This window comes from Streptomyces sp. NPDC001914 (genome assembly GCF_042891215.1).
GTDB lineage: Bacteria > Actinomycetota > Actinomycetes > Streptomycetales > Streptomycetaceae > Streptomyces.
The window spans coordinates 238,252-253,383 of the sequence record NZ_JBIASW010000009.1 but is presented as its reverse complement, the minus strand read 5'-3'; the positions used below and the strand labels follow the sequence as shown (position 1 = coordinate 253,383).

Below are 15,132 nucleotides of genomic sequence, written 5' to 3'. Positions count from 1 at the left end.
ACAAGCGAGAACACACGTTTTGTGCTTGAGGGCGGGCAGAGCCGGTGCGGAAGGGGACGGACATGGCACGTGCGGTCGGGATCGATCTCGGTACGACGAACTCGGTGGTGGCCGTCCTGGAGGGCGGCGAGGCGACGGTCGTCACCAACGCCGAGGGAGCACGCACCACGCCCTCGGTGGTGGCCTTCGCCAAGAACGGCGAGGTGCTGGTCGGCGAGGTCGCCAAACGGCAGGCCGTGACGAACGTCGAGCGCACCGCGCGGTCCGTGAAGCGGTTCATGGGCGACGTGAACTGGCGGTTTCCCGAGAAGGGCAGCGTCGACGGCACCCGCTACCGGGCCCAGGAACTGTCCGCGCGGGTGCTGCAGAAGCTGAAGCGGGACGCCGAGGCCTATCTCGGCCAGGACGTGACGGACGCCGTGATCACCGTGCCCGCATACTTCGACGACGCGCAGCGCCAGGCCACCAAGGAGGCGGGCGAGATCGCGGGCCTGAAGGTCTTACGGATCGTCAACGAACCGACCGCCGCGGCCCTCGCGTACGGGCTCGACCGCGGGGAGGAGCAGACCGTCCTCGTCTTCGACCTGGGCGGCGGCACCTTCGACGTCTCACTCCTGGAGATCGACGACGGGGTCATCGAGGTCAAGGCGACCAACGGTGACACCCGGCTGGGCGGCGACGACTGGGACCAGCGGATCGTCGAGCACCTCGCCCAGCGCTTCAAGGCCGCGCACGGCATCGATCTCGGGCACGACAAGATGGCTCTGCAACGGCTGCGCGAGGGTGCCGAGAAGGCCAAGATCGAGCTGTCCTCGTCCACCGAGACCAACGTCAACCTGCCCTACATCACCGCCACCGCCCAGGGCCCGCTGCACCTCGACGAGAAGCTGACGCGCGCCCAGTTCCAGGAACTGACGGCCGATCTGCTCGACCGCTGCAGGACGCCCTTCCACCAGGCCGTCAAGGACGCCGGTGTGAAGCTGTCCGCCGTCGACCACGTCATCCTGGTCGGCGGATCGACCCGGATGCCCGCCGTCACCGACCTGGTGAAGGAACTCACCGGCAAGGACCCGCACAAGGGCGTCAACCCCGACGAGGTCGTGGCACTCGGCGCGGGACTCCAGGCCGGCGTGATCCGCGGCGACGTGAAGGACGTCCTGCTCCTCGACGTCACCCCGCTGTCCCTGGGCATCGAGACCAAGGGCGGCATCATGACCACCCTCATCGAGCGCAACACCACGATTCCCACACGGCGTTCGGAGATCTTCACCACGGCCGCCGACAACCAGCCCTCGGTCGGCATCCAGGTCTACCAGGGCGAGCGCGAGATCGCCGCGTACAACAAGAAGCTCGGCGTCTTCGATCTCACCGGTCTGCCGCCCGCGCCGCGTGGAGTCCCGCAGATCGAGGTCGCCTTCGACATCGACGCCAACGGCATCACGCACGTCTCCGCGAAGGACCTGGCCACCGGACGCGAGCAGAAGATGACCGTGACCGGCGGCTCCGCGCTGCCCAAGAACGACATCGACCGCCTGGTGCGTGAGGCCGAACAGTACGCCGAGGAGGACCGCCGCAACCGGGAGGCGGCCGAGACCCGCAACCAGGGCGAACAACTCGTCTACCAGACGGAGAAGTTCGTCCGCGAGAACGACGAACGCATCCCCACCGACACGAAGGACCAGGTCGCCTCGGCGGCCGGTGAACTGAAACAGCTTCTGGAGGACTCCTCCACCGACACCGCCGCCCTGCGGGGCGCCATCGAGAGGCTGGCCACCGTCAGCCAGCAGATGGGCCAGGCCATGTACGCCCAGGCGCAGCAGCAGTCGGCCCCGCAGGACCGGCCGTCCACCGAGCAGGCCCCGGTCGACGACGACGTCGTCGTGGACGCGGAGATCGTCGACGAGGACCGCGAACGGGACGGAGGGAGCCCCCGGGACGCGTCCCCGGGACCGGGGTCCGCCCAGTAGCGGTCCCCCGGGGGTGGGCCTGCGGGGATGGGCCTCCGGGACCGGTGACCGCTCAGTAGCGGTCGCGGAACTCCCGGAGGATCTCCTTGGTCCGCTCGGCGGAGGCGGAGTGGGCCGACATGTGGTCCAGCACCTCCAGGTGCAGGGCCACTTCCTCACGCGCGTCGAGATAGAGAGCGCCGGTCACGTACTCGCTGTAGACGATGTCCGGCAGCTCCCGCTCGGCGAAGCGGAACAGCGCGAACGACGTGTACGTCCCCGGGTGCGGCCCCGCCGCGAACTCGGCTACCTGCAGCGTCACGTGATCGAGCTCGACCCATTCGAGGAGCCGGTCCATCTGGTCGCGCATGACCTCACCCCGGATGCTCACCGGACGCAGCAAGGCCGTCTCGTCCATGATCACCCAGAGGTGGGGCGGGTTCTCGCGGGTCAGCAGCGCCTGCCGCTTCATGCGCAGCGCCACATGCCGGTCGATGGCCTCGGCCCCCGTCTGTCCGACCGTCCCGGCCTCCAGAACGGCCCGCGCGTACTCCTCGGTCTGCAACAGCCCCGGCACGAAGTGCGGTTCGTAGCTGCGGATCAGCCGGGCCGCGCCCTCCAGGCTGACGTGCATGCTGAACCAGTCCGGCAGGACGTCGTGGTACCGCTGCCACCAGCCCGGCTCGTTGGCCTCCTCGGCCAGCGCCACGAACGTCTCGGCCTCGTCGTCGGAGACGCCGTACGTCGTCAACAGGACCTGCACGTAAGGGATCTTGAGGGAGACCTCGGCCGTCTCCATCCGCCGCACGGTCGCCGGCGCGACCCGCAGGACGTGCGCGGCCTCTTCCCGTTTCAGGCCCGCGGCCTCGCGCAACTCCTGCAGCCGTCGCCCCAGGACCACCTGCCCCACCGTGGGTGCCGGCCGCCGCTCGCTCACGCCACGCCTCCCCACGGGCCGAAGTATGCGTGCAGTGTGCCATGCCGGTGCCGAACCATCATCGTTTGGCCTCAACCCGACTTCATTCAGCGCGATATGACGCCTCGTAAGTGTCTTTGCGCCCACCGCCCACCGTCGTCACGGCACTCCGTCGGAAGCGGTGACGAGCCCTCACGAATGAAGTGAATGGAGGCACTTTGCCGTCCCGGGGTCCGCCGGGAGGAACGTCTCGATGGCCAGCTCGGCGACCGTCACGTCCATCGGGGTGTTGAACGTCGAGATCGACGAGATGAACGACAGCACCCGGCCCTCGTGCTCGATCCGCAACGGGAGCGCGAAGTGGGGCGCCGGGCCCGAGAGCCCGTCGTCGTCCGGCTCCGCGTCCCGGTCCGGGACCGGATACGCCGCCACCTCCTCGTACAGCGCGCGCAGCGGCGCCGAACGGCTCAGGGCGATCTGCCGTTCCATCTGGGCGAGCAGGTGACCCCGCCACGTGCGCAGATTGCGGATGCGCGGGGCCAGACCCTCCGGGTGCAGCGTGAGGCGCATCGCGTTCAGCGGCGGCGCGAGGAGGCGGTCCGGGACACCGTCCAGCAGCAGGGCGATCCCGCGGTTCGCGGCCAGCACGTCGTACGTCGCGTCGACCACCAGCGCCGGATACGGCTCGTAGCCCTGGAGCAGCCGCTCCATGCCCTCGCGCAGCGCGTCCATCGAGGGGTCGTCCAGCGGTGTCTCCGGGTAGTGCGGGGCATAACCCGCCGCGAGCAGCAGCGCGTTGCGCTCGCGGACCGGCACGTCGAGGTGTTCGGCGAGCCGCAGCACCATCTCCTCGCTGGGGCGCGAGCGGCCCGTCTCGACGAAGCTGATGTGCCGGGCCGAGGAGCCCGCCCGCAGCGCCAGTTCGAGCTGGCTCACCCGCCGCTGCTCCCGCCAGCCGCGCAGGAGCGGCCCGACGCCCCTGTTCGCGGCGCCACTTGAAGCGGCGGCGGTTGAGGTGGGGACGCTTGCGGTGATGGCGGTCGAGGTGCGGGCGCTTGAGGCGGGGACGCGTGAGGTGAGGGCCGGGCCGGGCGGGTCGGTGCTCATGGGAGGACCGTAGCCGAGGGGAGGCACGTGAACGACCCGTGAACCCCTCCCGGGAGGCCGACGCCGAGGATCGCGCTCGGGTACGCCGTTGTCGGACGGTGAACCGGGGGCTGTCGCCGGCGGGGTAGCCCGTTCGGCCGTCGCCGCCGAGCCGGCCCGCCCGCCGTGCCCTGCCGCGGGGTGACGCCTGTGGCACGCTGGGCGAGGGGGCGGCTCCGGCAGGCCCTCGCCGCCGGTCGGACCCCCACCCCACACCCGGACCCACCGCCCCGCACGCCTCACCCGCCGTACGAAGGGATCACGTCCATGGCCGTCGAACCGCTGGAGTCCAAGGAGATCGAGGAGCGGCTGGCGGAGCTGCCGGGCTGGTCGCTGGACGGCGACCGGCTCGCCCGTACCTATCGCCTCCGCACGCACTTCGCGGCGACCGCGATGGTGGTGCACATCGCCCAGGTGCAGGAGGAGCTCGACCACCACTCCGACCTCACCCTCGGCTACAACACGATCGCCCTCACCGTGAACACGCACAGCGTCGGCGGCGCTGTCACGGCGCTCGACTTCGACCTCGCCCGCCGGGTGGAGGCGCTCGCGCCCGGACATGGGGCGAGCTGACCTCCGTGCTGGACTACGACAAGGAAGCGCACGCCTACGACGCGACGCGCGGCGGCGAACCACGGGCGGCCGCGGCCGCGGACGCGGTCCTCGCGTTGGTCCCCGACGGCGCCCGCAGCCTGCTCGACGTGGCCTGCGGCACCGGCATCGTGACGAGCGCGATCGCCGCCCGGCGGCCGGGGCTGCGGGTGACGGGGGCCGACGCGGCCCACGGCATGGCGTGCCGGGCGGCGGAACGCCTCCCCGGAGCGGTCGTCCTTGCCGACGGCCGCCGACTCCCCTTCCCGGAGGCGTCGTTCGACGCCGTGTGCGCCGTCTGGCTGCTCCATCTGCTGGACGACGCCGGCCCCGTCGTCGCCGAGGCCGCGCGTGTCCTGCGCCCGGGCGGTGTGTTCATCACCACCGTCGACAAGGCCGCGGCCCACCATGTCGGCAGCGACATCGACGCGTTGACCGCGCCCTGTCGCACCGGCCATGCCGAGGACGGCGCCGAACGTGTCACGGCGTGCGCCGCCGAGCACGGCCTGGTCCCGAGCGGCACGGCTCTCTTCCGCGGCCACGGCCAGGGCCGAACTCCGCGCCGCGTGGCCCAGTACGTCCGCGACGGCCGGCTCTACGCGGCCGGCGGACCTCGGCTCGCCGAGCGGATCGAGACCCTGCCCGGACCCGATGTCCCGCGCCGCGAACCGGACTTCACCCTGCGGGCTTTCCGCAAGCAGTGAACGGGGTCTGATCCTTCGGTCCTCCGTGAGCGGTGCACTCGTGGAGAGCGGGCCGGGACCGGGCCTCAGCCGGGCTTCAGGCGGCCTTCCTCCGGGTGAAGTCCATGGTCCAGTTGGTCAGCCAGGTGTTCTCCCCGTCCAGGGAGAACGCCTGCTCCCAGCGGGCCGTCGTCTCCGAGATCCCCGACCACACGAACCGCACCCGCACGTCCTTCCCGTCATGGGTGTCGTCGCCGTGGAACTCGCCGCGCCCGTCCGGCCCGAACCGCCCGAACACCGGCGGGAACAGCCGGCCGCTCCGGCTGGACGACCAGTTCAGCGACCACAGCTCGGTCTCCAGGTCGAAGAGCCGCAGCGTCAGGCCCGTCCAGCCCTGGGTAGGCACGTCGATCTCGTCGATGTTCGCCGCGCCGCCGAACAGGGGCCAGCAGCGGCTGACCGCGGGGAACTCCTCCCAGGCGCTGTCCGGGTCGAGGAAGTCGGTGCGGCGGCGGTTGGCGACGTCCCAGTCACCGTGGAGGAAGGCGAAGTCGTGGGCGGCCGGGGCGTTGTCGCGGACGTCGTTCATGCGCGGTCTCCTGTGGTTCCTTCGGGAAGCGAGTCGGCCAAGTAGGCCTCAAGGTCTGGTACTTCCGGTGCGAGCAGATGCCGTACCCAGGCGTCCCGCTCGTGCAGGATCGGCGGCAGCTCCCAGACGCAGCCGATCCACGGGAGGTCCGGGAGGACGAAGTTCGCCGGGTCCCGGTCGGGGCAGCCCAGCACCGGCTGGCCCGCGGCGGCGCCACGGAAGTGCAGGACGTTGTCCCAGACCCAGCTGTACGCGTTGAGGTAGGCGCCGTCGTCGCCGCCCCGGTGGAGGACGACGAACGTGGCCGGCGGGGTGCCGTCCGGCTCGGGAAGCAGCTGCGGCAGCATCGCGTAGGCCGCCTCTTCGACCTCCGGCTCGATGCCGGAGGGGTCCGCGGTGACGTGGTACCGCTTGATCCGGCGTCCCGCCACCTCGATGGGCGGGGGCACGGTCAGGAACTTCTCCCGAAATCCGGCCAGGGCCGGGGCGGGGGCGGCGCCGGAGCTCGCGGAGTCCCTGGAAGGGGCCCGGCCCGACAGTGTCGCGGGGGTGCCGGGGGCATCGGGGGCCGCGGGGGCCGTGGAAGGCCCGGAGGTGGCTGAAGTCATGGCAGGACGCTAGGCCCGCTTTCCTGACACCATATGTCAGTGAAGTCCAGCCGTCTCGTCTCGATCCTGCTGCTGCTCCAGACCCGCGGGCGGCTCACCGCCGCCCAGCTCGCCGAGGAACTGGAGGTGTCGGTCCGGACCGTGTACCGGGACGTCGAGGCGCTGAGCGCGGCGGGCGTCCCGCTGTACGGCGACGCGGGGCACGCGGGCGGCTACCGGCTGCTCGACGGCTACCGCACCCGCCTCACCGGCCTCACCACCGAGGAGGCCGAGGCCCTGTTCCTCGCCGGGGTGCCCGGACCCGCCGCCGAACTCGGACTCGGCGCGGTGCTGGCGGCCGCCCAGCTCAAGGTGCGAGCCGCCCTCCCGCGTGAACTGCGCGAGCACGCGGACCGGGTGAGCGGCCGCTTCCACCTGGACGCGCCGGGCTGGTACGCGGACGCCGACGAGACCCCGTATCTCACCGCGGTCGCCGACGCCGTCTGGAACGGCCGGGCCCTGGACATCCGCTACCGCCGCTGGCGCGAACCCACCGACGTGGAGCGCCGCCTGGAACCGTACGGGCTCGTCCTGAAGGCGGGCCGCTGGTACGTCGTGGCAGGCCCTGGCCCCCGCACCTACCGCGTGGACCAGATCCTCGAACTCAAGCCCTCCCCAACGGAGTTCACCCGGCCCGATGGCTTCGATCTGGCGGCGTACTGGACCGAGTACCAACGGGGCTTCCACGAGCGACTGCACCGGGCGGAGGCGGTCGTCCGGATCGCACCAGGAACCACCCTGCCCGGCCCCGCCAGCCAGGCGGCCGCGGCCAACGGGACCCCGGACGCCCAGGGTTGGACCATCGCCACGATCCCCGTCGAATCCCTGCACCAGGCCCACGACGACTTCCTACGCCTCGGAACAGCCATCGAGGTACTCGAACCACCGGAACTACGCGCCCGAATCGCGGGGACGGTCAAGGAACTGGCCCGCAGGTACGGATAGGGAGTGTGGTGTACACGGAGTGAGCCGCTGAAGCGGCGCCCGCTGGTTCAGACGGGCCCTCGCCCGGCGCGCCGGCCGACGCGCAGGACGCTCAGATAGCGGCGTGCCGCGCGGTCGTCCATTCGGGTTCGGATGTGGTCCGCCACCGTGTTGAGCAGTGGCTCGCGGATGTCGGGGGCGAGGCGTCGGTAGGGCGACGTCGAGCGGAGGAGGTCGGCGAAGCCGTTCCCGTCGAACCACTGGACCGTCGGGTACCAGCGCACGACCGCGGGTCCGAACAGTCCTCCGGGGTCCTCGACGAGGCCCCAGCCCTCGTCGGTGGCGCGGACCTCGTCCTCCAGCGGCGGGTGGCCCCAGTCGGGGTTCCCGGGGGCGAAGCGCTCGTGGATGGCGGAGGTCTCGGCGTAGACCTCCGGTTCGCCGGGCCTGCGGACGACGACGTGGCCGAGCAGCGCCGCCCAGCCGCCGGGACGCAGCACGGCGTGTGCGCGCGGCCAGCCGATCGCCGGGTCGACCCAGTGCCAGGATGACGCGGCCACGAGGACGTCGTAGCGCCGCCCGTGGTCGTCCCACTCCTCGAACGTGGAGGTCTCGATCCCGATGTCGTCGTGGCCGAGGGTTGCGAGCCGCCGGCGGGCGAGCGCGGCCATACCTCTACCCGGCTCCACGGCGGTCACCTGGCATCCGAGTGCCGCAAGCGAGCGCGTGGCCTGTCCGGTTCCGCAGCCCACCTCCAGCACCGACGACGTGTCGTCCAGCCCGGTGATGGCGGTGAGGTCCGCGAACAACGCGTCGGGGTATCCCGGCCGGACCCGGTCGTAGAGCTCCGGGACCTCGTCGAACACCCGGCCCAGGCCGAGCCGGTCTTGCCGCACCTCGGGTTCATCGGTCACGAACCCCCAAACTAGGAGGCCCGGCGGGGAGCCGCCACCGGTTCGTCCCGGTGAATCGCGCCATCGAATTTCGGCCGCACTCTATTGCTGTGGCCGGTTCCTGATGCATGGTGTGCGTGTGACCTTCCTGGCCCTCCCGGACCAGGACCGCCACCCCTCGGACCCCGCCTGAGCTGCGCTCTCCACGGGGACGGCCGCCCCTCCCGGCTCCCCACGGGAGGCTCCGCGGCTGCCCGCGATCAGCCGGGCCGGGCTCCGTGCCGGCCGGGCCGTCCGGGCCGGCGGGATGTCAGCTGTACGTCCAGCGCCAGCCTCCCGAGCGGTACGCGCACGTGATCCTGGTGCCGCCCGCGGTGGTCGTCGTGGCGCCGTGGTCGCCGTTGCGGCAGTACTGGCCCGCCGAGTAGCAGTTGCCGGCGTTCGACTTGATCGAGCAGGTGCCGACGGCGGTCCCGCCACCGCTGCTTCCGCCGCTGCCGGAGCCGCTGCCCGAGGCGGCGTGCGCGGTGACGGTGACCTTCACCTTGACGGTCTTCGTCGCGGTCACCGTCGGAGCGGGTTCCGGCTCCGCGGTCACCGTCGCGGTGGCCGTCGTGGTGACGGTGACGGTGGGCCGCGCCGTGACGGCCGCGGCCTTCGTGGTGGCGCCCTTGTCGTCGCCGCTGTCACTGCCGCAGGCGCCGACGCCGAACAGGACCGCGACGGCGATCATCGGCAGCAAGAGGCGCTTGCGTGCCCCGCGGGCCCTCACCGGCTCCGGCGCGGCTCCGGGTGCTATGGGCGGCCGCTCGTACTCACGCGGCGGCTTGTTGTGCGACATGGTCCCCCCAGGGATGTTCGTGGTGGGGCGACGATATCGGGGGATGTGAAGAAAATGTGAGCTGTATGTGAAGTAGGTGACGCAGTCGTGATCATCGCGGGGCTGTCCGGCCTCTCGGGGGCGTCGGTCCGACCCTGTGGAGCCGGCCGACGGACACCCCCCGAGAGGACGGGGTGAGGGCTCAACTCACCGCGCAGGTCCGGTCTCCCAGCTTGAAGACCGACGGTTTTGTGTTCGTCGTCGTCCAGCTTCCCGTGAAGCCGAAGGCGACCGTCGAACCCGGGGCCACGTTCGCGTTCCAGCCGACGTTCCTCGCCGTCACCGCCGCGCCCGACTGGGTGTGGTCGGCGTTCCAGAGTTGGGTGATCTTCTGGCCGTCGGTGAAGGACCAGGCCAAGGTCCAGCCGGTCCAGGCGGAGGGGCCGGTGTTGGTGAGCGACACGTCGGCCTGGAAGCCGCCCTGCCACTGGTTCGTGATCTTGTACGTCACCGCGCAGGCCCCGGTCGGCGGCGGCGTCGGGTCCGTACCGCCGCCCCCGTCACCGCCCCCGGTGTCCGACGAGTCGCCGTAGATGATCCCGCGCCCGTTCGTCGCGACGTACACGCGCCCGTAGACCCGCGGGTCCCCGGTGATGGCCGCGCCGGTCCAACCCCACTGGTGGGCGTCGTCGTTGATGCGCGTCCAGCTCGCGCCACGGTCGGTCGAGCGGAAGATCCCGCGTACGCCGCCGATCTTCGCGCTCGCGTAGAGCGTCTGGTACGAGGAGCCGGCCGCCGCCTTGCCGAAGCCGATCGTGTCGGCCTGGTCGACGCCCGGGACCTTGGTGAAGGTCGCGCCGCCGTCCGTCGAGTGCCACAGCCCGTACGCGCCGTCACTCGCGCCGCCCGCCAGCCACACATCGCCCTTCGTGCCGGGCAGCGCCTTGAAGCGGACGCTGTCCCCGGTCGGCAGGTTGGCCGCCGCGGACGCCGCGAACGTCGCGCCGCCGTCCGAACTGACGTAGAACTTGCCGGACTTGAAGCCGTAGAACGTCTTCGGGTCGACCCGGTCCGACTCCACGACCGCACCGGCGGGGATACCGCTCGACGCGGACCACGACGTACCGAACCCGGTGGTGTACTGCACCCCGGTGCCCGCCGGGCTCCACACGAAGCGGCCGCCGTCCGCGGCCGCGGCAACCGTGCCGCCGCCGGTTACGCCCGAAGGGTCGCTGCCCGCGAACCAGTTGGCGCCGTTGTCCGTCGAGAAGCCGATGTGCGGACCGGAGTCGAGGTCGCCGACCCGGACCACCGTGTTCGGGCTGGTCTCGGCGTAGTCGAGGCTGGTCGTGGAGGTGAGGTTCGGCGAGGTGTACATCATCGACGGGACCTTGGTGAGATCCGTGTGCCGGAATCCGCCGATGTCACCGAGCGCGCTCAGCAGCGGAGCACCCGACGGGGGAGAGGCGAGGTCGTTGACGGCCGTCTCCTCCAGGCCCTGGACCATGGGCTTGACGGTGAACCGGGCCCCGCTGTCCCAGTCGGTGAGGTTCTCGGTGCCGTAGATCGTGGCGCCCGTCCCGTACATCATCCGCGCCGAGTCGAACGGGTCGATCTCCAGCGCCTCGGTCATCCAGCCGAGTTTGGGGGTCTGTTCGGGCGGCGAGGGGTTCGCGCCGAAGGTCAGCCAGGGCGCGGACGAGACGTCCATCGTGTAGCGGTCGGAGCGGGTCGGGTACGACGTGTAGTCCCACGCCTTGGTCCAGGTCCCGCCGCTGTCGGTGGACCGGAAGATCTGGGTGTCCGGCCACCACGAGCTGTACGCCGTCGCCATCACGGTTCCCGGATGCTGCCGGTCGACGGTCAGCCCGCTGAAGCCGTAGTAGGTGTCGGCCTCCGCCACCGGGCTGATGTCCGTCCACGTCCCGGTCTTCGTCGCGTACCGCCACAACCGGCCCTTGCCGCCGTCGTACGGGCCGCCCTTGTCGCTGTACGCGAGATAGAGGTAGCCGTTCGCGGCGTCGAGGACACCCTTGTGCGCGAGGTAGCCGGTCGGCTGTCCGGCGAGACGCGACCAGGTCGCGCCGCCGTCCGTCGAGCGGTAGACGGCGTTGTCCTTGTCGGCGACCCCCACATAGACGGTGCCGGTGGCGCTTCCCGGGGTGCCCGTGGACTCGTCGAAGGTGACCCAGACGATGCCCTGGTTGTCCGAGGCGTAGCCGCTGGTGTCGGTGGCGTCCTGGACGTAGTTGCCCGCGTTCGGGAACGCCGTGACCTGCGACCAGCTCGCTCCGGAGTCGGTGGAGCGCCACAGCCCCTTGCCGCTGGGCGCACCGAGGTAGAGCACGCTGTTCTTGTTGGGGTCGACGGCCAGCCGCTCACCCATGCCCCGTCCGGGCATGTTGCCGCCGAGCTTGAAGGGCAGGTCGGCCTTCTGCCAGCTCGCCCCGCGGTCGGAGGAGCGCAGAACGGCCCCGTTCGTCGGGTCCCAGCCGTTGGTGTACGTGCCGACGGCGGCGTACACCTTGTCCGGGGCGACGGAGTCGGAGGCGAGGCTGACGACGCCGGTGTGCCCCCACTCGTTCCAGCCGACCGAGTCGAGCAGCGGGGTCCAGCTCTTCGTCGCCTGCACCCACCGGTAGGCACCGCCGATGTCCGTGCGGGCGTACGCGAGGTTCTTCTCGGAACGGTTGAAGACGATGCCGGGCACGAAGCCGCCGCCGTCCACGCGGGCGTTCTTCCAGGTGTACGTGTCCGCCGCGAGCGCCGGCCGGGGGGTGTTCGCGGCCAGCGCGGGCGGAGTGCCGGCCAACAGCCCGGCGGCGAGGGCGAGTACGGCCGTGAGGATGCGGGTTCTTCGCATGGGGGGAGTCCTCTCCGGTGCACAGGAGTAGGTGGGGAGGGATGGAGGGAGGGGAGGGGAAGGAAGCGGTGGGGAGCAAGTGACGGCCGGGCGGCCCTCAGTGCGATGAGGAACCGCCCGGCCGGTGGTCCTGCCGTCAGGGACAGGACCGCGTACCCGGAGCCACAGCGGGGACTATTCGAGAAGCTCCGCGTACGAGCCCATGGCGAGGGCGATGTCCGCCTGCGCCCAGAACCGGTGGTACGTGAAGACGGGCGCGGCGCCGCCCGCCAGATAGCTCTGGATCTTCGACCAGGCCGGGTCGTTCTTGTAGAAGGACCGCAGCGAGGCGAAGGTGGAGGAGGAGTTGATCGCGTCGCCGTTCGGCATCGTGCCGGTGAAGGTGCTCGGCACGTACACGCTGTCGTCGAAGCGGTTGTAGTCGGTGCGGGTCTCCGGGACGGCGATGCCGAGGCCGTCCTGGTAGTTGTTCCACATGCCGTCCAGCAGCGCCTTGGCCGTCGTCCTCGCCTGGGTGTTGCCGGACTTGGCCGCGTAGTAGGACAGGGTCTTGGCGTACGCGGCGGCCACCCCGACGTCGTTCGTGTAGTCGGCGACGGTGACGTGAAGTCCGCTGTTGGAACCGGGACTCGACGCGTTCCAGGTGTCCGGCGCGCCCGACCACTGGAGGGTGGAGGGGATCTGATAGGTGCCGTCCGGGTTGATCGTGGTCTTGGACAGCGCCCAGGTGACCCACTTGTCGAGGACCGCCTTGGCGCTCGCGTTCCCCGTCTGCTGGTAGTACTCGGCGACCCGCTCCATGGACCACGCCTGGAAGCCGAACCACTGGTTGGACGGCGGGTCGTGGTACACCGGCTGCTGGTCGTAGTACATGCCGTAGAAGGTCGGCGTCCCCGTGGGAGGTGTCGCGTAGCGGCCCGCCCAGCTGTTGGTCGCGCCGCCCGCGATGGCGCCCTCGCTCGACTGGAGCCAGCGGTAGAACTCCAGTTGGCGGGTGAGGGACGTGCCCCAATCCGCCGCGCCTGTCGCGGACTTGGGCTTCAGGTCGGCGTTCGTGCTGAGCGCGTACGCCGCCAGGGGGTTCTGGTAGCCGCCGTGGACGTGGCTGGAGCCGATCCGCCAGGCCCAGCCCGCCGAGGTGTCGTTGGCGCCGCCCCAGGCGTAGTACCAGGAGAGCAGGTAGGAAGAGGCGTCCTTGCCGGTGCCGGCCGCACAGGTCGACGGTCCGACGCAGTTGCCTATTTTCTTGAAGTACTTGTCGTACATGGCGTAGCGCAGATAGTCGCCCATCTTCGCCGCCTTGCCGACGGTCGCCGAGACATCGGCGCTCTTGCCCTGGGCCTTGGCCCACAGGTCGGCCCAGTACGCGGCCTGCACCGCACGCGCGTCGGCGTCCGGGGCGTCCGTGTACTTCCACTGCTTGGCGTACGAGGAGTCCCCGGTGAAGAGGTCCAGATAACCGTTCTTGCCGCCGTACTTGAAGGAGTCGCAGGTCGGCTGCGGCACGGTCTCCCACACCGACTCCTGCGCGCCGCGCTGGAAGGTGTTGATGTACGACGGACCCGTGGCGGTCGGACCGGCCTCGCACTTGCCCGGCTCGTTGCCGTAGCCGTAGGTGTTGTCCACGTCCTGGAGCCAGTGCATGCCGTACACGTCGTCCGTGCCGTACGCGCTCTTCAGCTCGGAGGCGATCGGGTCCGTGCCGACGGAGACACCGGTGTCGAGCTTGGCCGGGTACTCGTTCGGGGTGTCCAGCTCCGGCGCGTAGGTGGCCGGTTTGGACGCGTTGTAGAAGGAGTTCGTCGGCTGGTCGGCGTGCGTGGGGATCATGTACGTCTCCATGGTCGTCCACGCGGCGTTGAACTTCGACCAGTCGCCGGTGACCTTCCCGTACATCGCCTGGAGCCAGATCAGATAGCTGTACGCCTCGGACGTCGTCTCGTGCCCCTGGTCCGGCGCCTCGACGATCAGCGTCTCCACCGAGTGATAGGGAATGCCCTCGGGGGAGAAGTAGCCGTTCGCCGGGTTGGTGATCTTGCCGTAGAGGTCCAGGAAGCGCGCGTCGTACGTCTTCGTCGCGGCCAGTTCGGTCACGGTGACCGTGGCCTTGGCCTGACCGGTCGCCGAGGCCGTGAAGGTCGCGGACCCGGTGCCCGAGGCGTCCGCGGTGATCGTCACCGTCTGGGCGGTGTTCCAGTTGGACGGCGTGAACGTCAGACTCGAACCGCCGGTCACCGACAGCCCGGTGTTCCCGTCCGTGCGGGCCACCGCCACCGTCACATTGGCGCTCGGCTGGGTCGAGAGCTTGACCGTGAACGTCCCCGTCTTGCCCTGCTGGACCCCGAGCTGGGTCGGCGAGGCGACGATCGCCGGACCCGCGGCGACCGTGATGCCGGCCGGCGTGGAGGCCGCCGACGCCCCCAGACTGTCGTACGCCTTCGCGACGATGGAATGGCTTCCCACGGCCAGTCCGGACGCCGACAGCGTGTACGGCGAGCTGGTGTCGGTGCCGAGCAGGGTCGTGTCGTCGTAGAACTCGACCTTGGAGACGGTCGCGCCGTCGGCCGCCGCCGCGGTCGCCGCCATCGGGACGGCGTCGCCCTGGGTGTAGACGGCGCCCGCCGCGGGGCTGGTCAGCACGGTGATCGGCGGCTGGTGCGCACCGGTGCACGTGGTGCCGTTGACGGCGTAGGACGCGGGGGCGGTGTTGGTGCCGCTGTAGGTGAACTGCGCGCCCGTGGTCACGGCGGTCCCGGCGCCGATCGTCCCGTTCCACGCCGCGTTCTTCACGGTGACCGTCTTGCCGGACTGGGACCAGGTGCCGTTCCAGCCGTTGGTGAGTGTCTGGTTGCCCGTGTAGGCGTAGGTCAGGGTCCAGCCGTTGATGGCGTCGGTGCCCCGGTTGGTGATCGTCAGATCAGCCGTGAAGCCGGATCCCCAGTCGTTCGTCTTGTAGTCGACGCTGCACTGAACGGTGGCCGCGTGTGCGGGAGTCGTACCGGTCGCCAGAGTGGTGAGCGGGAGGGCTAGTGCCGCCAGCACGGCGGTCCACAACCGCCGTGACCTGCGACGGCGTCTCCATCGAGGGCTCGGATCCATGGTGCTGGTTCCTCC

12 protein-coding genes are annotated in these 15,132 nt (G+C 70.7%); 4 read left to right on the top strand and 8 right to left on the bottom strand.

Annotated elements, in window-relative coordinates:
• Positions 1-62: 62 nt before the first annotated feature.
• Positions 63-1,967, top strand: coding sequence for a molecular chaperone DnaK (dnaK, locus tag ACFYYF_RS25800; protein WP_388779650.1), 1,905 nt, complete (start codon positions 63-65; stop codon positions 1,965-1,967).
• A gap of 52 nt (positions 1,968-2,019) precedes the next feature.
• Here dnaK and ACFYYF_RS25795 read toward each other — a convergent pair whose 3' ends face one another.
• Both ACFYYF_RS25795 and ACFYYF_RS25790 read right to left on the bottom strand, forming a co-directional pair.
• Positions 2,020-2,883, bottom strand: a complete 864-nt coding sequence (locus tag ACFYYF_RS25795) for a helix-turn-helix transcriptional regulator (protein ID WP_365486646.1) — start codon at positions 2,881-2,883, stop codon at positions 2,020-2,022.
• Between the two features lie 171 nt (positions 2,884-3,054).
• Positions 3,055-3,969 (bottom strand): helix-turn-helix domain-containing protein, encoded by a 915-nt coding sequence (locus tag ACFYYF_RS25790; protein WP_388779646.1) that lies wholly within the window; start codon positions 3,967-3,969, stop codon positions 3,055-3,057.
• Between the two features lie 306 nt (positions 3,970-4,275).
• On the opposite strand from ACFYYF_RS25790, the gene ACFYYF_RS25785 reads away from it, so the two are divergent.
• Positions 4,276-4,581 carry a 4a-hydroxytetrahydrobiopterin dehydratase gene (locus ACFYYF_RS25785; protein WP_388779644.1) on the top strand — a complete coding sequence of 102 codons (306 nt, stop codon included), beginning with the start codon at positions 4,276-4,278 and terminating at the stop codon, positions 4,579-4,581.
• A gap of 5 nt (positions 4,582-4,586) precedes the next feature.
• Positions 4,587-5,303 carry a class I SAM-dependent methyltransferase gene (locus ACFYYF_RS25780; RefSeq protein WP_388779642.1) on the top strand — a complete coding sequence of 239 codons (717 nt, stop codon included), beginning with the start codon at positions 4,587-4,589 and terminating at the stop codon, positions 5,301-5,303.
• A 76-nt stretch (positions 5,304-5,379) separates the two neighbouring features.
• Here the strand turns inward: ACFYYF_RS25780 and ACFYYF_RS25775 are convergent, their stop codons facing one another.
• Positions 5,380-5,871, bottom strand: coding sequence for a hypothetical protein (locus ACFYYF_RS25775; RefSeq protein WP_388779640.1), 492 nt, complete (start codon positions 5,869-5,871; stop codon positions 5,380-5,382).
• Positions 5,868-6,350 (bottom strand): hypothetical protein, encoded by a 483-nt coding sequence (locus tag ACFYYF_RS25770; protein WP_388779956.1) that lies wholly within the window; start codon positions 6,348-6,350, stop codon positions 5,868-5,870. Before ACFYYF_RS25770 ends, ACFYYF_RS25775 begins: the two co-directional genes overlap by 4 nt.
• A 168-nt stretch (positions 6,351-6,518) precedes the next feature.
• Here ACFYYF_RS25770 and ACFYYF_RS25765 point away from each other — a divergent pair, with 168 nt between their 5' ends.
• Positions 6,519-7,463 carry a helix-turn-helix transcriptional regulator gene (locus ACFYYF_RS25765; RefSeq protein WP_388779637.1) on the top strand — a complete coding sequence of 315 codons (945 nt, stop codon included), beginning with the start codon at positions 6,519-6,521 and terminating at the stop codon, positions 7,461-7,463.
• A gap of 47 nt (positions 7,464-7,510) precedes the next feature.
• Here ACFYYF_RS25765 and ACFYYF_RS25760 read toward each other — a convergent pair whose 3' ends face one another.
• The 4 genes from ACFYYF_RS25760 to ACFYYF_RS25745 form a co-directional block, all read right to left on the bottom strand.
• Positions 7,511-8,356 (bottom strand): methyltransferase domain-containing protein, encoded by an 846-nt coding sequence (locus tag ACFYYF_RS25760; protein ID WP_388779636.1) that lies wholly within the window; start codon positions 8,354-8,356, stop codon positions 7,511-7,513.
• 289 nt (positions 8,357-8,645) lie between these two features.
• A complete protein-coding gene (locus ACFYYF_RS25755; protein ID WP_388779634.1) occupies positions 8,646-9,176 on the bottom strand; it encodes a hypothetical protein in 531 nt (176 codons plus the stop codon).
• A 181-nt stretch (positions 9,177-9,357) separates the two neighbouring features.
• Complete coding sequence (locus ACFYYF_RS25750; RefSeq protein ID WP_388779631.1) at positions 9,358-12,018, bottom strand: cellulose binding domain-containing protein; 2,661 nt, start codon at positions 12,016-12,018, stop codon at positions 9,358-9,360.
• Positions 12,019-12,192: 174 nt separating this feature from the next.
• Positions 12,193-15,117 (bottom strand): glycoside hydrolase family 48 protein, encoded by a 2,925-nt coding sequence (locus ACFYYF_RS25745; protein ID WP_388779629.1) that lies wholly within the window; start codon positions 15,115-15,117, stop codon positions 12,193-12,195.
• Positions 15,118-15,132 lie beyond the last annotated feature (15 nt).